This is a genomic window from Cellulophaga algicola DSM 14237, from assembly GCF_000186265.1.
GTDB lineage: Bacteria > Bacteroidota > Bacteroidia > Flavobacteriales > Flavobacteriaceae > Cellulophaga > Cellulophaga algicola.
Genome location: NC_014934.1, coordinates 900,920 through 922,027, shown reverse-complemented (window position 1 = coordinate 922,027; position 21,108 = coordinate 900,920). Strand labels below are relative to the sequence as shown.

22 protein-coding genes are annotated in these 21,108 nt (G+C 34.5%); 9 read left to right on the top strand and 13 right to left on the bottom strand.

Annotated elements, in window-relative coordinates:
• Positions 1 to 57: 57 nt before the first annotated feature.
• The 6 genes from CELAL_RS03995 to CELAL_RS03970 form a co-directional block, all read right to left on the bottom strand.
• A complete protein-coding gene (locus CELAL_RS03995; protein WP_013549632.1) occupies positions 58 to 525 on the bottom strand; it encodes a hypothetical protein in 468 nt (155 codons plus the stop codon).
• 61 nt (positions 526 to 586) lie between these two features.
• A complete protein-coding gene (locus CELAL_RS03990; protein ID WP_013549631.1) occupies positions 587 to 1,384 on the bottom strand; it encodes a TPM domain-containing protein in 798 nt (265 codons plus the stop codon).
• A complete protein-coding gene (locus CELAL_RS03985) occupies positions 1,365 to 1,802 on the bottom strand; it encodes a TPM domain-containing protein (protein WP_013549630.1) in 438 nt (145 codons plus the stop codon). The genes CELAL_RS03990 and CELAL_RS03985 overlap by 20 nt, the downstream gene beginning before the upstream one ends.
• A 6-nt stretch (positions 1,803 to 1,808) precedes the next feature.
• Positions 1,809 to 2,408 carry a LemA family protein gene (locus CELAL_RS03980; protein WP_013549629.1) on the bottom strand — a complete coding sequence of 200 codons (600 nt, stop codon included), beginning with the start codon at positions 2,406 to 2,408 and terminating at the stop codon, positions 1,809 to 1,811.
• Between the two features lie 23 nt (positions 2,409 to 2,431).
• A complete protein-coding gene (locus CELAL_RS03975; RefSeq protein WP_013549628.1) occupies positions 2,432 to 2,761 on the bottom strand; it encodes a MerR family transcriptional regulator in 330 nt (109 codons plus the stop codon).
• The gene (locus CELAL_RS03970) at positions 2,761 to 3,738 is read right to left on the bottom strand and encodes a M23 family metallopeptidase (RefSeq protein ID WP_013549627.1); all 978 of its coding nucleotides are present in this window, start codon (positions 3,736 to 3,738) and stop codon (positions 2,761 to 2,763) included. The genes CELAL_RS03975 and CELAL_RS03970 overlap by 1 nt, the downstream gene beginning before the upstream one ends.
• A 192-nt stretch (positions 3,739 to 3,930) precedes the next feature.
• On the opposite strand from CELAL_RS03970, the gene alaS reads away from it, so the two are divergent.
• From alaS to CELAL_RS03955, 3 genes are all read left to right on the top strand, one after another.
• Positions 3,931 to 6,546, top strand: a complete 2,616-nt coding sequence (gene alaS / locus CELAL_RS03965) for an alanine--tRNA ligase (RefSeq protein WP_013549626.1) — start codon at positions 3,931 to 3,933, stop codon at positions 6,544 to 6,546.
• Between the two features lie 105 nt (positions 6,547 to 6,651).
• Complete coding sequence (locus CELAL_RS03960) at positions 6,652 to 7,608, top strand: GSCFA domain-containing protein (protein ID WP_013549625.1); 957 nt, start codon at positions 6,652 to 6,654, stop codon at positions 7,606 to 7,608.
• A complete protein-coding gene (locus CELAL_RS03955; RefSeq protein WP_013549624.1) occupies positions 7,605 to 8,216 on the top strand; it encodes a DUF4230 domain-containing protein in 612 nt (203 codons plus the stop codon). Before CELAL_RS03960 ends, CELAL_RS03955 begins: the two co-directional genes overlap by 4 nt.
• Position 8,217: 1 nt before the next feature.
• Here CELAL_RS03955 and CELAL_RS03950 read toward each other — a convergent pair whose 3' ends face one another.
• The 3 genes from CELAL_RS03950 to CELAL_RS22300 form a co-directional block, all read right to left on the bottom strand.
• Positions 8,218 to 9,969 carry an aromatic amino acid hydroxylase gene (locus CELAL_RS03950; protein WP_013549623.1) on the bottom strand — a complete coding sequence of 584 codons (1,752 nt, stop codon included), beginning with the start codon at positions 9,967 to 9,969 and terminating at the stop codon, positions 8,218 to 8,220.
• Positions 9,970 to 10,101: 132 nt separating this feature from the next.
• Entirely contained in the window at positions 10,102 to 10,656 is a 555-nt protein-coding gene (locus CELAL_RS03945) for a DUF4136 domain-containing protein (protein WP_013549622.1), read from the bottom strand.
• A gap of 75 nt (positions 10,657 to 10,731) precedes the next feature.
• Positions 10,732 to 10,893, bottom strand: coding sequence for a DUF5522 domain-containing protein (locus CELAL_RS22300; RefSeq protein ID WP_013549621.1), 162 nt, complete (start codon positions 10,891 to 10,893; stop codon positions 10,732 to 10,734).
• A 179-nt stretch (positions 10,894 to 11,072) separates the two neighbouring features.
• Here CELAL_RS22300 and CELAL_RS22835 point away from each other — a divergent pair, with 179 nt between their 5' ends.
• The 6 genes from CELAL_RS22835 to CELAL_RS03915 all read left to right on the top strand — a co-directional run bounded on the left by CELAL_RS22835 (position 11,073) and on the right by CELAL_RS03915 (position 17,066).
• On the top strand, positions 11,073 to 11,396 hold the full coding sequence (locus CELAL_RS22835) for a hypothetical protein (protein ID WP_013549620.1): 324 nt from the start codon (positions 11,073 to 11,075) through the stop codon (positions 11,394 to 11,396).
• 22 nt (positions 11,397 to 11,418) lie between these two features.
• Positions 11,419 to 12,324 carry a 1-aminocyclopropane-1-carboxylate deaminase/D-cysteine desulfhydrase gene (locus tag CELAL_RS03935; RefSeq protein ID WP_041557933.1) on the top strand — a complete coding sequence of 302 codons (906 nt, stop codon included), beginning with the start codon at positions 11,419 to 11,421 and terminating at the stop codon, positions 12,322 to 12,324.
• Positions 12,321 to 13,157: a glucosaminidase domain-containing protein gene (locus tag CELAL_RS03930; RefSeq protein WP_013549618.1), complete on the top strand. Its 837-nt coding sequence runs from the start codon at positions 12,321 to 12,323 to the stop codon at positions 13,155 to 13,157. Before CELAL_RS03935 ends, CELAL_RS03930 begins: the two co-directional genes overlap by 4 nt.
• A gap of 8 nt (positions 13,158 to 13,165) precedes the next feature.
• The gene (hemL, locus tag CELAL_RS03925; protein ID WP_013549617.1) at positions 13,166 to 14,455 is read left to right on the top strand and encodes a glutamate-1-semialdehyde 2,1-aminomutase; all 1,290 of its coding nucleotides are present in this window, start codon (positions 13,166 to 13,168) and stop codon (positions 14,453 to 14,455) included.
• 245 nt (positions 14,456 to 14,700) lie between these two features.
• Entirely contained in the window at positions 14,701 to 15,699 is a 999-nt protein-coding gene (locus tag CELAL_RS03920; protein WP_013549616.1) for a glycosyltransferase family protein, read from the top strand.
• A 2-nt stretch (positions 15,700 to 15,701) separates the two neighbouring features.
• On the top strand, positions 15,702 to 17,066 hold the full coding sequence (locus CELAL_RS03915; RefSeq protein WP_013549615.1) for a GH1 family beta-glucosidase: 1,365 nt from the start codon (positions 15,702 to 15,704) through the stop codon (positions 17,064 to 17,066).
• Positions 17,067 to 17,127: 61 nt separating this feature from the next.
• Here the strand turns inward: CELAL_RS03915 and CELAL_RS03910 are convergent, their stop codons facing one another.
• The 4 genes from CELAL_RS03910 to CELAL_RS03905 all read right to left on the bottom strand — a co-directional run bounded on the left by CELAL_RS03910 (position 17,128) and on the right by CELAL_RS03905 (position 20,860).
• A complete protein-coding gene (locus CELAL_RS03910; protein WP_013549614.1) occupies positions 17,128 to 17,583 on the bottom strand; it encodes a hypothetical protein in 456 nt (151 codons plus the stop codon).
• A 137-nt stretch (positions 17,584 to 17,720) separates the two neighbouring features.
• Positions 17,721 to 17,897, bottom strand: a complete 177-nt coding sequence (locus CELAL_RS22295; RefSeq protein ID WP_013549613.1) for a hypothetical protein — start codon at positions 17,895 to 17,897, stop codon at positions 17,721 to 17,723.
• 192 nt (positions 17,898 to 18,089) lie between these two features.
• Positions 18,090 to 18,245, bottom strand: coding sequence for a hypothetical protein (locus tag CELAL_RS22290; protein WP_169311396.1), 156 nt, complete (start codon positions 18,243 to 18,245; stop codon positions 18,090 to 18,092).
• A 116-nt stretch (positions 18,246 to 18,361) separates the two neighbouring features.
• On the bottom strand, positions 18,362 to 20,860 hold the full coding sequence (locus tag CELAL_RS03905; protein ID WP_013549611.1) for a zinc-dependent metalloprotease: 2,499 nt from the start codon (positions 20,858 to 20,860) through the stop codon (positions 18,362 to 18,364).
• Positions 20,861 to 21,108: the final 248 nt, after the last annotated feature.

Sequence of the window (21,108 nt, the reverse complement as noted above, 5' to 3'; positions counted from 1 at the left end):
AGAGGGCTAATTTCTAGTAAAGAAATTAGCCCTCTTTTTATATCTTATATTAAAATATTAATTAATAAAAATTGTTACGGATCTATCGCTTAAGTTTATTTCGCTTGTAGCCCCACTTACAGAAATACTGTTTACGTCGTTATCAATTCCGCAACACTCACTACCATCTCCTGTTTTTTCTATATCCATATTCATGGTAAAAAAAGCATCGGTTTTTAAATTAACAGTATAACTTTTTTCTTGACTCTCCAAGATATCAATATCAAGATATATGCCTGGAGTTTCTTCGGTAGCATTTACAGAAAATGAGGCATTCATACTCGCTTCGTCAAAAATGGTAATATTAGAAGCCGTGTAGCTGCCGTTTTCTATTAGATTGTTTCCTGTAGCTTCATCAATGATAATCATCTTAAAATTATTTGATAGACAGGTTACGGCACTACAATCTGTAATTGAAGATTCGCTTTTGCTGTCACATTGAATTAAAAAAAAGGCTAAGAAAAGTACTGTTAGGGTTTTATACATGATGGGGTTTATTTAAAAGATGCGAAATATAAGAAAGGTTGCTTACTGGAATGAAGAGTTGTTACCAACCTCCGGATGCACCGCCTCCGCCAAAGCCTCCGCCTCCGAAGCCTCCGCCGAAACCACCGCCTCCTCCGAAGCCTCCGCCACTACCAAAGCCTCCTCCAGAACTATGACCACCACGTCCCATGTTGCTCAATATAATAGCGTCCCAGATACTGAAGCCTCCAGATTTATTACCGCCATTTTTGCCGCCGCCATTTCTTTTATTCTTGTTAGATAAGATAATGATGATAACTATGAAGATAACGAATGGAAATAGGTTCTGAAAAGGGAAAGAGGTGTTGTTAAATGATCTGTCTTCTTGAAACTCTCCGGTTAGGACACTAAAAATAGCATCTGCACCTTTATTTATCCCTCCAAAATAATCGCCTGTTTTAAATTCAGGAATGATTACTTGTTCTATAATACGTTTAGACATAGCATCGGTAAGGGAGCCTTCTACTCCGTAACCTGTGTTGATGGCTACTTTACGGTCATCTTTAGCTAGAATCAATAAAACACCATTATCGGTATCACTTTGGCCTATACCCCATTTTTGTCCCCACTGTGCACCTAGATAATTAATTTCTTCTCCTTTTGTAGAACCAATTATTACCACCACAATTTGTGTTGAAGTGCTATCTGCGTAGTTTTTTAATTTCTGGACTAAGCTGTTTTTTTGCGAAGTAGATAGCAGGTCTATGTAGTCATATACCCCTTCTTGTACGCCTGGTTTTTCTGGAATAGTAAACTGACCAAAGGCTAGGGTAGATAAGAATAGAAATAAAAAAAATACGTTACCCTTTAGAAACTTCATTGCTAAGTTCATTTGTGTCGTTATGTTGCCAAGGAAAATGACCGTGAAGTTCTTTTCCAGCTTTTAAAATGCCATCAATGATGCCTTGTTTAAAGTTTCCTTGCTTAAATTGTTCTTGGATAACATTCTTTGTGGTATCCCAAAAATCTTTTGGGACAACCTTATCAATACCTTTATCGCCGCAAATAACAAATTTTTTATCATGCACGGCAACGTAGATCAATACACCATTTGCATCTTTGGTGTTGTCCATCTTTAGAACATGAAAAACTTCTTCTGCGCGCTTAAAATGATCTAATTCGGTATGAGCTTCAATATGGACTCTTATTTCACCAGAAGTATTTTTTTCCGCTTCAATAATTGCCTGAACAATTTCTTGTTCTTCTTTAGCCGATAAAAATTCTTCTACTTTAGACATAGTACCTTATTTGAAATCAAAATTTACATCAGGAGCATTCTCTGCACCAGCATTAGATGAAAATAATAGCATTTGGTCAAAGTTGGCAATCCCTGCAATAATATTAGTGGGTATTTGTGCAATTTTGATGTTGTAGTCTCCTGCTAGGTCATTAAAACGATTTCTTTCCACATTAATTCTGTTTTCAGTACCTTCTAATTGTGACTGTAAGTCTAAGAAATTCTGATTTGCTTTTAATTCTGGATACCGCTCTACAACGACCATTAATTTACTTAAAGCACCTGTCAATCCGCCTTGAGCTTCTTGAAACGCAGCCATTTTTTCAGGAGTTAAGTTACTTGCGTCAATATTGGTAGCAGTAGCTTTAGCTCTAGCTTCAATAACGTCTGTAAGCGTTCCTCTTTCGAAATCTGCAGCACCCTGCACTGTTTTAACTAAATTACCAATAAGATCGCTACGCCTCTGGTAAGAGCTCTCTACGTTTGCCCATTGCTTAGTAGCTTGTCCTTTCATTTCTACAAGGGTATTGTTTGTGCTAACATACCACATTCCGAAAAGGGCAATTATAGCTACAACAACAATAATCCCGATAAGTCCTTTTTTCATTTTATATATTTTTAGTTTGTTTTTTATAATTGATTTTTAATTTTCACAAGCTCGGCTTTTATACCTTCTAGCTTATGTATGATATCAAATTTGGATAATGTCTGACTCTTGTTTTCTTTTAAATGGGTTTTAGCACCTTCTAAGGTGAAACCGCGTTCTTTTACCAAGTGATAAATGAGTTGCAAGTTTTTTACATCCTGAGGGGTGAATTTTCTGTTGCCTTTAGCATTTTTTTTAGGCTGAAGTACATCAAATTCTTTTTCCCAGAATCTAATTAACGAAGTGTTTACGTTAAATGCTTTCGCAATTTCGCCAATGCCGTAATATCTTTTTTCAGGGAGTTCTATATGCATTAGTCTAATGATTGGTTTTCTTGCGATGCCGTTTTTAGCATATTAGCAAATTCTTCTGCAGTTAAACTTCCATAGTAGAAGTTAATTGGATTAATACGTTGGTCGTCTTTAAATACTTCATAATGAAGATGGGGTGCTTCAGAGCGTCCTGTGCTTCCAACAAAGCCAATTAAATCGCCACGTTTTACTGTTTTGCCAGCAGTGACATTATACTTACTCATATGAGCATATAGACTTACATAGCCAAAACCATGATCAATTCTTATATGATTACCATACCCGGAAGAATTACTATCTGCACGGGTAACTTTTCCATCACCTGTTGCATAAATGGGAGTCCCTTTTGGCGATGAGAAATCCATTCCCCAGTGCATCTTTCTTGCTTTTGTAAAAGGATCTGAACGCCAGCCGTATCCTGAAGCCATTCTTCTTAAATCTTCATTATTAATAGGTTGTATAGCGGGTATTGCTGCTAGTAATTTTTCTTTTTCCTCTGCTAGTTTGGTAATCTCATCTAGAGATTTTGATTGGATAACCATTTGCTTCTGAATAATATCCATTCGTTTTGTAGAGGCAATAATCATTTCTGAATTATTAAATCCTTCTAATGACTTATACCGGTTTATACCACCAAATCCTGCTCTTCTTTGTTCATCAGGAATAGGGTTAGCTTCAAAATAGATGCGGTAAATGTTGTTGTCGCGATCCTCTATATTGGTTAAGACTTGCTCAACTTGTTCCATCTTTTTATCTAACAACTCAAACTGTAAGTCGTAGTTTCGCAATTCGCGTTGCAGAGACAATTCTTTTGGAGTATTGATAAAATTGGTATTTAATAACACTGTTAAGCCTAGAAGACCAAACAAAAAAGAACCTAGTAAAAACAGACCAATGTTCCTGTATTTTCTAGATTTTCTTGCTTCTATTTTGCGATACGATAACGTATCTGGATCGTAATAATATTTTACTTTAGACATAAATGGATTTTATCCTATTTTTGTGCTTTGAAATAAACGTAACAAACAAATATAAAAATAGTTTTGTAGATTCTCTTAAATTTATCAAAAGCTTAAGTTTTTGTCATCATTTTCTTTTAGTTAGAAGAAGAAATTGAGATAATTCTTACGCTAAGTTTATAAGAGTGTGCTAAAAGCATTAAACAATTACAGATGAAATCTCAAGAGATACGATCAAAATTTTTAGAATTTTTTAAGGACAAAGAACATAAAATAGTTGCTTCTGCTCCTATGGTTATAAAAGATGACCCAACGTTAATGTTCACAAATGCTGGGATGAACCAGTTTAAAGAATTCTTTTTAGGGAATACAGTTCCTAAAGATACTCGCGTTACGGATACTCAAAAATGTTTGCGCGTTAGTGGTAAGCATAATGATTTAGAGGAAGTAGGGAAAGATACCTACCACCACACGATGTTTGAGATGTTGGGAAATTGGAGTTTTGGGGATTACTTTAAAGAAGAAGCCATTACGTGGGCTTGGGAATTTTTGACGGACGTTTGTAAGATTGATAAAACAAGTCTTTATGTTACTGTTTTTGAAGGTAGTAAAGATGCTGATAATTTAGATCAAGACTCAGAAGCATTAGCGCTTTGGAAAAATATTGTACCAGAATCTCAAATACTATTCGGAAATAAAAAGGATAATTTTTGGGAAATGGGAGATCAAGGCCCTTGCGGACCTTGTTCTGAAATTCATGTAGATATTAGATCTGCGGAAGAAAAAGCTAAAGTTTCTGGAGCATCATTAGTAAATAATGATCACCCACAAGTAGTAGAGATTTGGAATTTGGTATTTATGCAATACAACCGTAGAGCAAACGGTCAATTAGAATCTTTGCCTGCAAAGCATGTAGATACAGGAATGGGCTTTGAACGTTTGTGTATGGTAATGCAAGGCGTACAATCTAACTATGATACCGATGTATTTACACCAATCATTAGAGAGATAGAAGCTATTACCAAAAGTACCTATGGTAAGGATGAAAAAATAGATATAGCTATTCGAGTAATAGCAGATCATATCCGTGCGGTATCTTTTTCTATATCAGATGGGCAATTACCAAGTAATACAGGTGCTGGTTATGTAATTCGTAGAATTTTACGTAGAGCTATTCGGTATGGGTTTACTTTCTTAGACACGAAAGAACCTTTTATGTACCGTTTGGTAAATGTGCTTTGTGATAGTATGGGCGCAGCATTTCCTGAGCTTAAAAATCAGAAGCAGCTTATTGAGAATGTCATTAAAGAAGAAGAACACTCGTTCTTGAAAACTTTAGATCAAGGGTTAGTGCTTTTAGATTCTATAATTTCGAATGCTGATACTAAAATTATTGATGGTAGAAAAGCTTTTGAATTGTATGATACTTTTGGATTTCCTATAGATTTAACCGCGTTGATTTTAAGCGAAAGAGGGCTTAATTTAGATGAAAAAGGGTTTGATGTTGCTATGCAGGAGCAAAAGAAACGCTCCCGTTCTGCATCAGAAATTTCGAAAGAAGATTGGACGGTACTTTCATCAGATTTAGAACAGGAGTTTATAGGGTATGAGTTTCTAGAATCCAATGTAAAATTGGTAAAATATAGAAAAGTTACTTCTAAGAAAGATGGAGAGCAATATCAATTCGTTTTCAATTTAACGCCGTTCTATGCAGAAGGTGGTGGTCAAGTAGGTGACAAAGGGTATTTAGAAGCAGCCAATGGCGATGTTATTTACATTTTAGATACCAAGAAAGAGAATAATGAAACTATTCACTTTGCAAAAAACCTACCAAAAGAAGTAAGGGAAACTTTTAAAGCCGTAGTAGATCAAAAACAACGCAGAAGAACGGAAGCAAACCATACTGCCACCCATTTATTACACCAAGCCTTACGTGAAATTTTAGGAGCCCATGTAGAACAAAAAGGTTCTGCGGTACATTCTAAATATTTACGCTTTGATTTTTCTCACTTCTCAAAAATGACGGCTGATGAGTTAGCTGAAGTAGAGCGTTTTGTAAACGCGCGTATCGAAGGAAACTTGCCTTTAGAAGAAGGTAGAAACATACCTATGCAAACTGCAATTGAACAAGGGGCTATGGCCTTATTTGGAGAAAAATATGGTGATGCTGTTAGAACTATTCGTTTTGGAAAATCTATTGAGCTTTGTGGAGGTACACATGTAAAAAACACAGGAGATATTTGGCATTTTAAAATAAAATCTGAAGGCGCTGTAGCTTCGGGTATCCGAAGAATAGAAGCGATAACTTCTGATGCCGTTAAAGATTTCTATTCAGAGAATAACAATGTGCTTTCTGAAGTTAAGCATTTACTGAACAATAGTAAAGACCCTGTAAAAGCACTGAGTAGCTTACAAGAAGAAAATGCAAAACTAAAGAAAGAGGTAGAAGGTTTATTGCGTGATAAGGCTAAGAATTTAAAAGGCGATTTGCTTAATGAAATTCAATCTATAAACGGAATTGATTTTCTAGCAAAGAAAGTAGATTTAGATGCAGGGGGAATTAAAGATTTATCTTTTGAAATGGGACAAAATAAGGATAATTTATTCTTATTATTGGCTGCAGAAAATGAAGGTAAGGCTTTATTATCTTGTTACATCTCAAAAGAATTGGTTGCAAATAAAGAGTTAAGTGCTGTAACGGTAGTCCGTGAGTTAGGAAAACTAATTCAAGGCGGCGGCGGCGGCCAACCATTTTTTGCAACTGCAGGGGGTAAAAATCCAGAAGGTATTGCAGAAGCGTTAGAGCAGGCAAAGAATTACCTAGCATAATAGCTGATTCAGCTTTTACGTTCATTTAGAAACGGATATTGATAACAATAAAAGGCTTAGTAGTGTACCTTTGGGTAGGTACTAAGCCTTTTTTGATTTAAAAAAATGAAACTCCAAACAGAAATTCCCTTAACGAAAGCCAAACATCAAATTGACTACAATAGTCAGTTATTATTGTTAGGCTCCTGTTTTGTTGAAAATATTGGAGATAGGTTTACGTACTTTAAATTCCAGTCGGTTCAAAATCCTTTCGGAATTTTATTCCATCCGCTAGCGATAGAAAATTTGATATTTAGAGCACTAAGCGATGCGTATTATACAGAGGATGATATTTTTTATTTAAATGAAAAGTGGCAGTGTTTTGATGCGCATTCAGATTTATCTGCAAATACTAAAGAAGCGTTATTAGCTAATTTAAATAAGGGCTTAAAGGTTACTCAAGAACAGCTTAAACAGGCATCGCACTTGATCATTACTTTAGGCACCGCTTGGGGGTATAAAAACTTAAGTACGGAGAACGTGGTTGCAAATTGTCATAAAGTACCTCAAAAGGAGTTTAGTAAAGACTTGCTTTCCGTAGGTGTTATTCAAGAAAGTTTAGAACGGATTATTGCGCGTATTAGAACCGTTAATAGTACTGTTCAATTTATTTTTACCGTATCGCCCGTACGTCATATAAAAGACGGATTTATAGAAAACCAACAAAGTAAGGCGCATTTAATTACGGCTATACATCAAGTAATTAAAAGAGGAGGAGAGGGGTATAGCTATTTTCCGAGCTATGAACTTATGATGGATGAACTTCGGGATTATCGTTTTTATGCAGAAGATATGGTACACCCAAATAATTTGGCTATTACTTATATTTGGGAGAAATTTAAAGCAGTTTGGGTTTCTGAAACGGTTTTTGGTATAATTAATGGAATTGATATCATTCAACGAGGATTATCCCACAGGGCTTTTAATCCGAAGTCAGAACAGCATCAAAAGTTTTTAAAAGCCTTAGAAAGTAAGATAACGAGTGTTCAGAAAGAATATCCATTTATGAAATTTAATCTATGAAAAACATCATTATAGGAGCTGTGGTAACGCTAGCCTTAGTATTTATTTTTCGTTCTTGTTCAGATAGTTCAAAAGAGAAATCTATTTTAAAGGAAAACTCCATGCTCATTCAGGAGTCTATCAAAAATGTATCAAAATTAGTGGTGACCGAGGGTCATTTTGCCGAAGTGTACAACTATAAAGACTCGCAACAGCTTTTCGGACCCTTAATTACGGCGGAGAAAAAAGCATTGGTCGTTGTAAATGCAGATGTTACGGTTGCCTATGATTTAAGTAAAATTGAATTTGAAATTAATGAAGAAACAAAAACGCTTTTAATCAAAAGTATTCCAGAACCAGAAATTAAATTGAATCCAGATTTTGAGTATTATGATGTTACAGCAGATTATTTGAATCAGTTTAATGCGAATGACTATAATAAAATTAAGAAGAATGTGCGTGCCTCTTTAATGAAAAAGGTAGAGAACTCTTCCTTAAAAACCAATGCGCAAAACAGGTTATTAAGTGAACTCTCTAATTTCTATATCTTAACCAATTCTTTAGGGTGGACTCTAGAATACAAAGGGGAAACTGTACATGGGAACTTACCAGATTTGATTAAAGGGTAAGTTATACCACCAAACTTTGATTCACTAATACTAATCCATCGTCTATTAAACGACCCACATTTGGGTTATTCTGTTTTACTTCTTCTAAGTGTGCTAAAATTTCTGTAGCAAATTCAATGTCATTGTTAGATTTTGCTAATTCATACAATTCAATAGAAAGTAACCAGTCTTTAGGGAAGTTATGTTTTACTTCCTGAAAAACTTTATTCCTAGAAATCGTTGTGTTTTTGCCTTCTCTAAATTCTCTAATTTGTTGGTAGTATTGCTCTAGTAAGATACTTTGATCGTTTTTAGTAGGCTTAATAGTGGTATTGGTCACTTTATGGGTAATCAAATCAAAACTAGCTAAATCTGCAGGGCCATTAAAAGCTGAAGCAATATGTTCTCCAATCGCCATATGGTACAAACCAAACGCTGGTTTAAATAATACAGTAGTGCCATTAGTCACCGTACAATTATCAAAAGTAATTAAAATAATTTCTCCTCGTAAATTACGGGTGCCTGTTATAATTTCTCCTTGAACCTTTATGCCTCCTTCAAAATCTAGTGTAATGGTCTGTCCTTCAAAGATATTGTAAGCTTTTAAGTCTCTAGGGCTCATATCTTCAATCGCTAAATTAATTCCTTTTAGCTTGCCTATAGGAGAACCAAAACCATTAGAATGGTGTTTTGTGCTATGGCCTACAAGTTCTTTTTCGCGATAGGAGAGTGCCGTTTTTCCGGTTGTTTGAAAATAAACTGCTTTGTTTTCAAATTCAATAACCTGTTCAAAATTTCCTGATATTTGAATTCCTGTACTTAATTCAATAGTCCCTAATTCCTTAGAATTAATCAATTTTTTAATTCCAGATAAGCCACCTTTTCTCAAGGCCATTGTATTGGCAAATTCTTCTAATACTTGACTTAAATAAGCAAAATCAGGCGTAACAAAAAGTTGAGGTTGTGGTTTTGTAATATCAAAAGAAGTATGTGCCGCCTCTATAGCATATGGAATTTTTTTAACATCATCCGTCATGCACCAAGCACTTTCTCCGATGGAAGAAAGCAAGCCTGCGCCGTAAATTTTAGGATTGTCTATAGTACCAATCAAACCATACTCAACCGTCCACCAGTGTAAATTACGGATCAGTGCAATCTCACTAGGTTCTCCCATAGTCAACTGCAAGTCTTCAATTAGTTGTTCAGCAGTATCAATTTCATTTTGTGGTGTGCCATGGGCTTCTTTAATGATTGATAAGTGCCGCACAGCTTCATACAATTCATAGTCCTTTGCACTAGAAATAGCTTTACAGCCAATCTCCCCAAACCGTCTTAAATATTCTGCGTATTCGGGATTAGCAATGATTGGGGCATGCCCAGCTCCTTCATGGATAATATCTGGAGCAGGGGTATATTCAATATGTTCTAACTGCCGTATGTCTGAAGCAATCACAAGCACATTATACGCTTGGAACTCCATAAATGCAGATGGAGGAATAAAACCATCAACCGCAACTGCTGCCCAACCAATTTCCTGTAGAATACGATTCATGCCGTACATGTTAGGAATATCATCAATTGAAATACCTGTTTTCTGGAGTCCTTCTAAATAGGATTTATGAGCGACCTTGCTTAAATAATCTACGTTTTTACGCATCACATAGCGCCATACAGCCTGATTGATGGCGGTATAATCGCTATAATCCTGAGGTTTAATAAATTGCCTTAAATGTACGGGTAGTTTATCTAAAATAGGATTGCTTTCGTAGGACATACTTCTTATTTATTTTCGACTTAAAGATACGAAATATAGTACAGATAGATAGGTAGGATTTTACTACGGTTAGGGCATAAAAAAAGCAGAACATAGGTTCTGCTTTCGCTATTATTTTTGAAAAAATATTTTTTAGTTGGATGCCATTGGTGGGTAAGCTTTCAATATCTCAGAAACAAATTTCTGAATACGTTCCTCTTTCTTTTCTATATTTTTGGTTTGGTATAAAGAACCGACACCTTTTCCTTGCCATACCAATTGCTTGTCTTTAGCGTCAATTAGATCAATATATAAAGAACCTTCTGTACGGGTACTTACTTGGTTGCCATACATATTTTGTCCTCCCCAGAAATAAGGGTTCCAACCCCATCCAAAGCCACCACCCCAGTAATTGTTATAGATATCTACTTGTTCTCTTTCTTTGGTGAAAATGCTTATTAAAACATCTGGGTTTTCAGATTTTGAAAAACCTCTTGCACTCATTTCTGCTTCAATAGCATACAAAATTCTTTTCTTGTCTAAATCAGAAATTTGAGCCTTGTCTATTCCTGTTTTATAAAAAGCATATGTTTTGTAGGTATTGAAATCTGCCTTTTTATCATAATCTGCCATTACACGAACAGAGCTACAGGAACTTAATACCAGCAGTGCAAAAATAGGCAGCGCTAAAATTTTAAATGTTTTCATAACAAATTTTATTAAAGGGTTATTAATATATTCTAATTATTAGAAATAACAAGAATCATGCCGAAACACCTTGATTTACGTGTACTTATTGGTTTTGGAGTTGTAGCCATAGGGACAATGTCTGCAACCACTTTCACAACAATAACCGCGTTTTAAGTGATACTTCTCGGTGAAAACTTTATATCCTTGTTCCGAAAGGTAAAAATCACCTTCTTCTATAGGGATAATTTTTTTCATTTAGATGCTTCTGGTTCTTGTAAATTTAATTCTTCTTTGCCGAATATAGAATTTAAAATAATTTTTAACGTTTATTTTAATAGCAAACTAAAAACGAGTGTCAATTTTGGCTAAAACTCCTAAAAAAGAGTTTCGGCACGTTTTTAGCAGTACAAATATATAGATTGTAATACCTTATAATGATTCTAGTTTCAAAACTTTTTTTTGTAAAAAATTATGTGGGCTTAACACTTTGGCCTTTTATTATAGTAAAAGATGATGCCTTAAAGGACGACATTGTTTTAATTAATCATGAAAAAATACATTTAAAGCAGCAAATAGAATTGTTAGTGGTGTTTTTTTATATATTCTATTTACTAGAATGGGCTATCCGTTGTATTTGCTATCTAAATTCTTATAAAGCTTATAAAAACATTAGTTTTGAGCGTGAAGCTTATGCAAACGAAAAAAACTTAAATTACCCCAAAGCGCGCAGTGCATTCAGCTTTATTAAATATCTTTGATTATCCAAAAAAAGATGGACGAGTGATAAGTAGTAATCAAAAAATAGAGCTTCCAATTTTAAATAATAAAAAGATCACTCTTTGTATAAAAAGGGAAGATGAGCTCCATCCATTTATTTCGGGGAATAAGTATAGAAAACTTAAGTACAATATAAAGGAGGCGGAAAATAGAGGTATTAAAACCCTATTAACGTATGGTGGAGCCTATAGCAATCATATAGCAGCAACTGCTTATGCGGGTAAAGAATATGGCTTTAATACACTTGGTATTATTAGAGGAGAAGAGCTTAAAGAGAAGTGGCAAGAGAATCCTACTTTAAAATTTGCGCATGCTAATGGTATGCAATTTAAGTTTGTTACAAGAGATTGGTACAGAGGAAAAGAGGAGCTTGTAGCTATAGAAGGCTTGAAAAAAGAATTTGGTTCCTTTTATCGCATTCCAGAAGGCGGTACAAATAGCCTTGCAGTTCTGGGGTGTGAAGAAATATTAGATATTAAAGATTTAGATTTTGATGTGATAGCGACCTGCGTAGGCACGGGTGGTACAATTTCAGGAATTATTAATTCCTCTAGAGAACATCAGACAACGATAGGTTTTCCTGCTTTAAAAGGTGATTTTCTAAAAAAAGATATTTGTAAATTTGTAAAGAAATCTAATTGGGTTTTAGAAACAAAGTATAATTTTGGTGGATATGGCAAGATTTCAAAAGAGTTGGTAGATTTTATCAACGATTTTAAATTGAAAACATCCATTCCTTTAGACCCTGTTTATACGGGTAAAATGATGTTCGGTATTTTAGATTTGGTTGCGCAGGACTATTTTAAGCCTGGAACTAAAATCTTAGCCATACACACTGGAGGCCTACAAGGCATTTCCGGAATGAATAAAGTATTAAAAAATAAAAATTTACCAGTACTAGAATTATGATAAAAAAGGTAACGCTTCTATTAGTTCTTGTTTTTCTTGCCGGATGTAAATCCAATAAAAAAGCAGTTTCTAACTCAAAAAAGCCAGGTAGTTATGTAAGTAAATCAGAAGCGAAACCTGCCGAGGTTGTGGCGGCTGATGAAAATCTTTATGTGCTCCCCGAAGATTCCGGTAAATTTATAGACTTTCCTATAAATTCTGTTCAGGAATATATAAATACCTTTTCTGAAATTGCTCAGTTTGAAATGAAGGCCTACGGGATTCCTGCAAGTATTACTTTAGCACAAGGTATTCTAGAAAGTGGTTACGGGCGTAGCGCTTTAGTGAAAAAAACTAATAATCATTTTGGAATAAAATGCCATACCGGTTGGGAAGGTGATTATGACTATCATGATGATGATGAAAAAGGAGAATGTTTTAGAAAATACAATCACCCAATGTATTCTTTTAGGGATCATAGTATTTTTTTAACCTCAAGAGCACGATATTCCTTTCTTTTTGACTTAGATAATGATGATTATAGAGGTTGGGCACATGGATTAAAACAAGCGGGTTATGCTACAGATAGAAAGTATCCTAGTAAACTAATTTCATTTATTGAGCAATATGATTTGCATACGTATGATAAGTTAGTTCATAACGAAGGATACGTTAGCAAGAAAGAACCAAAGAACTATGATTATAAAACACACGTAGTTCAAAAAGGGGATACCTTATATTCTATTTCTAGAAAGTATTTTGTTTCCGTAGAAGAATTAATGAAAATAAATAAGATGAACTCTAGTTCTTTAGCTATTGGGCAACAACTGGTAGTAAAATCAGTAAAAAAATAATAGATAGCATGCTATATAAAAGAAGTAGTGAACTTTTTGAGGAAGCCCAAGAATATATTCCTGGCGGTGTAAATTCTCCTGTTAGAGCTTTTAAGGCCGTAGGTGGTACACCAATTTTTGTCAAAGAAGCCAAGGGAGCTTATTTTACAGATGAAGATGGTAACAAATTTATAGATTACATCGCATCATGGGGTCCGTTAATATTAGGGCACGCTTACGAACCTGTTATTAATGCCGTAATTGAAAAGGCTAAAAAAGGTACTTCTTTTGGGATGCCAACAGAAATAGAAACGGAATTAGCAAAGCTAGCGGTTTCTATGGTTCCTAATATTGATAAAATTAGATTTGTAAATAGCGGTACGGAGGCATGTATGAGTGCAGTGCGTTTAGCTAGAGGGTATACAGGAAAAGATAAAATTATTAAATTTTCGGGTTGTTACCATGGGCATTCAGACTCTTTCTTAATTCAAGCGGGTAGTGGAGCTGTTACTTTTGGTAGTCCTAATAGTCCAGGGGTAACCCAAGGTACAGCAAAAGATACCTTATTGGCTAATTATAATGATTTAGAAAGTGTACAAGCGTTAGTTGATGCTAATAAGCGAGAAATTGCAGCCGTAATTATTGAACCGATTGCGGGGAATATGGGATGTATTATTCCCCAAGAAGACTTCATGAAAGGCTTAAGAGAGCTGTGTACAAAAGAAGGAATCCTTTTAATTTTTGACGAGGTGATGACCGGTTTTAGATTAGCAAAAGGTGGTGCTCAAGAGGTACTAGGAATCAATGCAGATATCGTAACCTTCGGAAAGGTTATTGGAGGCGGACTTCCTGTAGGAGCTTTTGCTGCACGTAACGAAATTATGGCAAAATTAGCGCCAGACGGACCTGTATACCAAGCAGGAACATTAAGCGGGAATCCTTTAGCGATGAGCGCTGGTTTGGCAATGCTAACGGCTCTAAATTCTAATACTAATATTTTTAGAAGTCTTGCTGATAAAACAGCATATTTACACAAAGGATTAGAAAAAGTATTAAAAGAGAATGGTGTCAAGCATCAGATCAATAGATTTGGTAGTATGATTTCTGTGCACTTTACAGATACACCTGTAGTAGATTTTGCGTCATCGGCAGAAGGAAATAATGATACATTTAAAAAGTATTTTCATGGAATGTTACGTAACGGTATCTATTTACCGCCAAGCGCCTTTGAGAGCTATTTTCTAAATGATGCACTTTCTTATGAAGATTTAGATGCAACGATAAAAGCTTTAGAAAGTATTGTAGACGAATTAAAATAGGATACATACTATCTTAGAATAAAAAAAGAGAGGCAATTTTGCCTCTCTTTTTTGTTTACAATCAGATAACTTATTCTTAAACTCCTTAATTAAAAGACTTTCCTTTATTTTTTTAATCTTTGAAGACGTAAATTACTTCTGTAATGAATAGGTATATAGATTTTAATTTAAATAAAATAGAAGTAGAATTTTTTTATTCATTCACTATAGTTAATTTGGTTGCAACCAATTAAAACCAAAAGTGAATGAAGGTATTATATGCAATTCAAGGAACAGGAAATGGACATTTAAGTAGAGCGCGAGATATTATTCCTATTTTATTAAAGAAAGATATTGAGCTAGATATTTTATTAAGTGGTACACAAGGAGATCTTGATATTCCATATCCAGTAAAATATAAGTTTAAAGGCTTGAGTTTTATCTTTGGTAAAAAAGGTGGTGTGGATCTATGGAAAACCTACATCCGAGCAAATTCAAGAAGACTTCAAAAAGAAATAAAAAGCTTGCCAATTGAAGACTATGATCTTATTATAAATGATTTTGAACCAGTTTCTGCTTGGGCGTGTAAATTAATAAATAAGCCTTGTATTAGTGTTAGTCATCAATCTGCAGTTTTAATGAAAGGCAGTCCTAAACCCCGGAAACCAGATCCTTTAGGGCATCTTATTTTGAGAAAGTATGCACCTACTACCAAGCAATACGGATTTCATTTTAGTAATTTTAATCCTAGTATTTTTACTCCTGTAATACGTCAAGATATTCGCAATGCGAAAGTTGAGGTAAAGGATCATTATACCGTGTACTTGCCTTCCTATAGCGATGAAAAAATCTTAAAAATGCTTTCAAAAGTTCCCAATGCTAAATGGGAGGTTTTTTCAAAACATAATAAAAAAATTGTAGAAAGCGGTAATGTAGTTATTATGCCAATAACTAATGAAGCGTTTATTGCGAGTATGGCTACAAGTCTGGGGGTATTATGTGGTGCTGGTTTTGAAACACCAGCAGAAGCTTTATTCTTAAATAAAAAGCTACTAGTCATTCCAATGAAAGGGCAATATGAGCAACAGTGTAACGCTGCGGCACTTAAGAAATTAGGTGTCCCTGTGATGAGGTCTCTTAAGAACAAGCATTTAAAGCGTATTAAGAAATGGATCCTAAGTGATACTAAAGTTACCGTTAATTACCCTGATATTACCGAAGCTATAATTGATAAAGTATTGTTAGAAAATTTAAAGTCTCGTTAAATATGCCTAAGAACAAAACTTCCAAAAAAACTAAATTTACGAGTAAAAAGTTCGGAGAAGATTTTGTTTGGGGAGTTTCTGTAGCAGCCTATCAGATTGAGGGAGCTCATGAAAAACATGATAAAAGTCCTTCTATTTGGGATACTTTCACTAGTAAACCTGGTGTAATTCATAAAAATGAAACTGGCGATACAGCATGCGATTTTTATCATAGTTATAAAGAAGATATTTTATTAATGAAAGCCATGAATATTTCCAATTTCAGGTTTTCATTATCATGGTCAAGAATACTGCCTAAGGGCATAGGAGATGTAAGTGCCAGGGGTATACAGTTCTATAATGAGGTGATAGATTTTTGCATGGAGCATAATATCATTCCTTGGGTTACCTTATATCATTGGGATTTGCCGCAGGTTTTACAGGATAAAGGAGGATGGACGAATAGAGAGATTGTGTCTTGGTTTGAGTATTTTACAACGGTTTGTGCCACAAATTTCGGAGATCGGGTAAAACATTGGATGGTGTTGAATGAACCAATGGTGTTTACCGGAGCAGGTCATTTCTTAGGAGTACATGCACCAGGGCTTAAAGGATTGAAAAATTTTCTGCCAGCCATTCATCATGCTGTTCTATGCCAAGCTGCGGGAGGAAGAATTTTGAGAGAAAGAGTATCAGGAGCTACTATTGGTACCACGTTTAGTTGCTCATATATTACTCCCGTTAATAAGAAAAAGAAAAATATTTTAGCCGCAGAAAAAGCAGACGCCCTATTAAATAGATTATTTATAGAGCCTTCATTAGGTTTGGGATATCCAGTAGCCGCGGCACCCATTCTTAAAAAACTAAAAAAATACATACAGCCAGGAGATCTTGAAGATGCTGTATTTGACTTTGATTTTATTGGGATACAAAATTATACACGCGAAGTTGTAAAACATAGCTATTTTATACCTTATCTAAGCGCGAAGATTGTGGATGCTAAAAACCGTAACGTACAAACTACCGTTATGAATTGGGAGGTATACCCTAAGAGTATCTATAAAATGATTAAAAAATTTAACGCCTACGAAGGAGTTAAAAAAATAATTATAACTGAAAATGGCGCTGCTTTTGAAGATAATGTGGCTAATGGTTTTGTAAATGATATAGAACGAAGAAAATTTTTTAAACAATATTTAAAACAGGTGTATAAAGCAAAAGAAAAAGGTTTGAAAATTGATGGGTATTTTGTGTGGACTCTAATGGATAATTTTGAATGGGCAGAAGGATATAAGCCAAGATTTGGACTCATACACGTAAATTTTGAGACGCAAGAAAGAATTGTAAAATCTTCTGGAAAATGGTTTGCTAAATTTTTAAAGCCTTAAAATATAAAAAAGCCGATATTTCTATCGACTTTATATAGTGAACTAAACGTACAAAAACGACCTAATCATTATCTTGCTCCTTGTTTTTGTGGCCCTTTTTATCACCTTTTTCTCGTTTTCCTTTGTGGTGTTCTCCTCTTCTATGATGAGGCATTTTTTCCCACTTTTCAAATTGTTCCTTATTTAGAACAGATTTTAGTTTCTTTTTTTGCTCAATTCTTTGGTCAAGCATTTTAGATTGCATTTCATACCGCTGATCAGAACTTAGGTTTTTAGTAGCCCCATTTTCTCTAGCTTGTTTCCGTGCTTCCATTTTTGCTTGGCGTTCCGTAGCATTCTCTAATTGTAATACATACATTTTTGCTTGCTGACTCTCTGTTAAATCTAAAGCTAATGTCATTTTTTTAGTAGACAATGTAGCTATTTGATCTGGAGTCATCTCACTCTTCATTTCTCTTTTCTGTGCAAAGGCATTTAATCCTATAAATAGCACAAGAACTCCTATTACTTTTTTCATGTTTTAAAATTTAAATTACTTTACCTTTTGACTCGCTCTTTTTTAAAAGGTTTAATAATTTACTTTTATTTAACAGAAAAGCCAGTAATGTTAGTACTGGCTATAGTTTTTAATGGAGAATGTTTAGTTCTTATAGTTCATTCTTCTGCTTGTTCTAAAGCATCAGCATCTTCCATATCGGATAATTGCATGGTGGCAAAGTTCTCGCTATTGGATAATGAATCTTTTTTATCCTGTTCCTCAAGAGTGTAATATAATAAGGAACAAAGAATAAATGCGAATAAGAAAATTAGGCTTTTAAGTTTCGGGGTCATAATGTTTTCATTTCTACACTACAAATGTAAGAAAATACACACATAAATATAGTAATTGTTGTCAAAGCCTGATTATTTGTGGGTGTAACTATAGAAAGTTGTAGCAAGCCTTTCTTAGAAAGTGATATGGAAATAAAAAAAAGGTATGAATTTTCATTCACACCTTCATAATAACGTAGTATAGTATTGTAATTAATAAGTATTCAAAGAAATGGTATTTTTTTTAATTATTTCAGTCTTATTCGTAGAGAACTCATTGTCTCCAGTAGTACTGTCTGTAGCAGTGTACACTAGACATGCAATAATCAATAGTGCGAAATAAACGATGCTTTGTATTCTTTTGGTCATAATCTGGGGGTTTAAAGCGATACTCAAAGCTAAGTTATTGTTTCCTTTTTTTCTTTTCAATGTTGTCAAATGCGGATTTATATAGGTCAAATCCGCATTTGAGTAGTTTAACTTTTCTATTTAGGATCTAAAACCTGATCAATACGTACAAGAGCATCTTGCAAATGATATTTGCTCATGCTATCTGATGTTCTTCCAATAGCAGCTTTAATAGTTCTCTTTAAAATATTTAATTCAGCTCTAGCTACAGAACGTACATCTGATTGGCTTGTGTTAAGTGCAGTAGATTTTACATAAGGACTAGAACTTCTGTTTCCTTTAGGAGTGTCCACTGTCATTAAATACTCCAATCGATCAATATGTGCTTTTTGTAAATTTCTACGATACGTATCTATCTTATTTCCTTTTGATAATTCTGACCAGATGCCTGTTCTTACATCCTTCATCATTTCTGTTAAGGCATAAGCATCTTTACCATTAATCGTTTCATTTTCTATGATACGGGCAATTTTGCCAAGACTCAAAATATTATCTAATGTTCTAACCTGTATCGAGCGTAAGCGTTCAACAGATCCAGAATATTCTATTTTGTTAAAAATATTTTGATCCAATAACCACTCAGGTGTTGCAAATAATTCTTTTTGAACAAAGGATAAACTATTTTTCTGACGTTCTTTAGTAACAGGTGTATAAACAGCTCCTTCTTGGTCAAAAGTTTTATAATTCTCATAGACACCTCCAATATTATTAGAAACATGACCCATGTAACGGTTGTATTGTGATAATACTTGCTCGTAAAGTGTACCTAGATCATCATATTTTTTACCATCTTCTGCAATCCAAATCGCTAAATTAGGAACAATACGTTTTAAGTTTGCTATCCCATACGTACTTGCTTTCACAGCATCATCGCCTAAATCTTCAGTTTGAGAACTTGGATCTACGACATCACCAGCTTGTTGATGCCCAAATCTATATAAAGGATCTCCTGCATGTGCTAAAATCCACTGATCTAGAACAGGCTTTTCTTCTTCAGCATTTTTATCCGAAATTGGTCGGTATCCCCAATTAATAGCATATTTGTCATAAATACCGATCTCTGGCATTAAAGCAACGCCTTTATCTCCTGGTTGTGCTACATAATTAAAACGCGCATAATCCATAATAGAAGGTGCTGTACCGTATTTTTTAGTAAATGCTGCAGAACGTAAAGAATCTACAGGGTAGGCAACGCTACTTCCCATATTATGTGGTAATCCTAGCGTGTGTCCTACTTCATGAGAAGATACAAAACGAATTAATCGGCCCATAACTTCATTTTTGAATTTAACACCTCTAGCATCTTCGTTTATAGCAGCAGTTTGTACAAAGTACCAGTTGCGCAATAAGCTCATCACATTATGATACCAGTTAATGTCCGATTCTAAGATTTCACCGGTTCTAGGATCGCTTACATGGGGCCCATTAGCATTGGGAACAGGAGATGCTAAATATCTTACTACAGAATAACGAACGTCTTCAGGAGACCATTCAGGATCTTCTTCTGCAGTTGGTGGATCTTTTGCAATAATAGCATTTTTAAAACCTGCAGCTTCAAAAGCTACTTGCCAATCTTCAATACCTTGCTTAATAAAAGGTACCCATTCTTTTGGTGTAGCACGGTCTATGTAGTATACAATTTGTTTTTTTGGTTCTACAAGTTCCCCATTTTGAAATTTTTCAAGATCTTCATCTTTTACTTCCAATCTCCAACGGTCTAAGAAGCTTACCGTTTTACTTTCTTGGGCATCTAAACCATAATCTACTTGACCACGAGCAAACCAACCTACACGTTCGTCATAATAACGTTTTTTCATAGGCTCTGCAGGTAATAAAATCATCGAGTTATTAATCTCAATAGAGATAGAACCTAAATCACCGTTAGAGGGTGCAGCGCTTGCTAAATATGTTTTTACATGTCTAGCTTCAATATTTAGAGGGTAGCTCTTAACCGATTCTATGTAACTTCGGTCACTATCTAAACGAGAAACCTTAAACCTTTTTCTGTAAAAATCAGGCATTCCTAGAGCATTTACGTCTTTTTCAAATAAATCACCTACTTCAATTACCGTTGCAGGATGTATCGAATCTTTTTTAAGCGCTTTAATGTCAAAAGCATACAATACAGGCTCAAAATTAGAATTTACAACCGCTTCATGTACTGGTAATGAATCTGCGGCAATTACATCATAAGAAACAACACGTAGCAGTACTTTTTTGTCTTTCTTTTCCCAACGCAATACTTGAGTGTTAATTTTTCCGCCACCAAAACCAAGTCCGTTAGCTGTTTTGGAGATGCGGCTCACCATTAACATTTCTTTATTAAAGAGAGAATCTGGAATTTCATAAAAGAATTTACTATCAACTTCATGAACATCAAAAAGGCCTTTGTCTGTTTTAGCCTCTTTAGTGATTACTTTCTCATAAGCTTCAATGCCACCCTTTTTAGGTTTATTTTGATCACCTTTTTGTTCTGTTTTCTTATTTTTCTTTTTAAAAATCTGTGCCTCGGTTGTCGAGATGCAACCTACGAGAGCGAAAACAAGGAGTGCCCGCTGGATAATAATTTTGAACATTTTAGTTTGGTTTTATTAGTCTATTTCAAATAAAGAAAAATTAAATTAATTTTTTGTTAACAATTTCTTAATCAATGTTTATGGGTTTACATTTGAATTGTACTACCCAGTAATATTTTTGCAAATTATTGTAACTTAACGTATTGATATTGTTAATTATAAATGAATTGTGTAACATATTGAGAATTAAACCGTCTCTTTGTTAAATACGGTAATTAATACATAAAAAAATATTTAAGTATGTTATT

What these genes read in the sequence shown, in the direction of transcription:
- CELAL_RS03950 (WP_013549623.1), bottom strand. Translation starts at nt 9,969, where the DNA reads ATGTCCTACGAAAGCAATCCTATTTTAGATAAACTACCCGTACATTTA.
- CELAL_RS22835 (WP_013549620.1), top strand. Translation starts at nt 11,073, where the DNA reads ATGATTCTAGTTTCAAAACTTTTTTTTGTAAAAAATTATGTGGGCTTA.
- CELAL_RS03995 (WP_013549632.1), bottom strand. Translation starts at nt 525, where the DNA reads ATGTATAAAACCCTAACAGTACTTTTCTTAGCCTTTTTTTTAATTCAA.
- CELAL_RS22300 (WP_013549621.1), bottom strand. Translation starts at nt 10,893, where the DNA reads ATGAAAAAAATTATCCCTATAGAAGAAGGTGATTTTTACCTTTCGGAA.
- hemL (WP_013549617.1), top strand. Translation starts at nt 13,166, where the DNA reads ATGCTATATAAAAGAAGTAGTGAACTTTTTGAGGAAGCCCAAGAATAT.
- CELAL_RS03955 (WP_013549624.1), top strand. Translation starts at nt 7,605, where the DNA reads ATGAAAAACATCATTATAGGAGCTGTGGTAACGCTAGCCTTAGTATTT.
- CELAL_RS03915 (WP_013549615.1), top strand. Translation starts at nt 15,702, where the DNA reads ATGCCTAAGAACAAAACTTCCAAAAAAACTAAATTTACGAGTAAAAAG.
- CELAL_RS03945 (WP_013549622.1), bottom strand. Translation starts at nt 10,656, where the DNA reads ATGAAAACATTTAAAATTTTAGCGCTGCCTATTTTTGCACTGCTGGTA.
- CELAL_RS03970 (WP_013549627.1), bottom strand. Translation starts at nt 3,738, where the DNA reads ATGTCTAAAGTAAAATATTATTACGATCCAGATACGTTATCGTATCGC.
- CELAL_RS03920 (WP_013549616.1), top strand. Translation starts at nt 14,701, where the DNA reads ATGAAGGTATTATATGCAATTCAAGGAACAGGAAATGGACATTTAAGT.
- CELAL_RS03910 (WP_013549614.1), bottom strand. Translation starts at nt 17,583, where the DNA reads ATGAAAAAAGTAATAGGAGTTCTTGTGCTATTTATAGGATTAAATGCC.
- CELAL_RS03980 (WP_013549629.1), bottom strand. Translation starts at nt 2,408, where the DNA reads ATGAAAAAAGGACTTATCGGGATTATTGTTGTTGTAGCTATAATTGCC.
- CELAL_RS03930 (WP_013549618.1), top strand. Translation starts at nt 12,321, where the DNA reads ATGATAAAAAAGGTAACGCTTCTATTAGTTCTTGTTTTTCTTGCCGGA.
- CELAL_RS03905 (WP_013549611.1), bottom strand. Translation starts at nt 20,860, where the DNA reads ATGTTCAAAATTATTATCCAGCGGGCACTCCTTGTTTTCGCTCTCGTA.
- CELAL_RS03985 (WP_013549630.1), bottom strand. Translation starts at nt 1,802, where the DNA reads ATGTCTAAAGTAGAAGAATTTTTATCGGCTAAAGAAGAACAAGAAATT.
- alaS (WP_013549626.1), top strand. Translation starts at nt 3,931, where the DNA reads ATGAAATCTCAAGAGATACGATCAAAATTTTTAGAATTTTTTAAGGAC.
- CELAL_RS03975 (WP_013549628.1), bottom strand. Translation starts at nt 2,761, where the DNA reads ATGCATATAGAACTCCCTGAAAAAAGATATTACGGCATTGGCGAAATT.
- CELAL_RS22290 (WP_169311396.1), bottom strand. Translation starts at nt 18,245, where the DNA reads ATGACCAAAAGAATACAAAGCATCGTTTATTTCGCACTATTGATTATT.
- CELAL_RS22295 (WP_013549613.1), bottom strand. Translation starts at nt 17,897, where the DNA reads ATGACCCCGAAACTTAAAAGCCTAATTTTCTTATTCGCATTTATTCTT.
- CELAL_RS03960 (WP_013549625.1), top strand. Translation starts at nt 6,652, where the DNA reads ATGAAACTCCAAACAGAAATTCCCTTAACGAAAGCCAAACATCAAATT.
- CELAL_RS03990 (WP_013549631.1), bottom strand. Translation starts at nt 1,384, where the DNA reads ATGAAGTTTCTAAAGGGTAACGTATTTTTTTTATTTCTATTCTTATCT.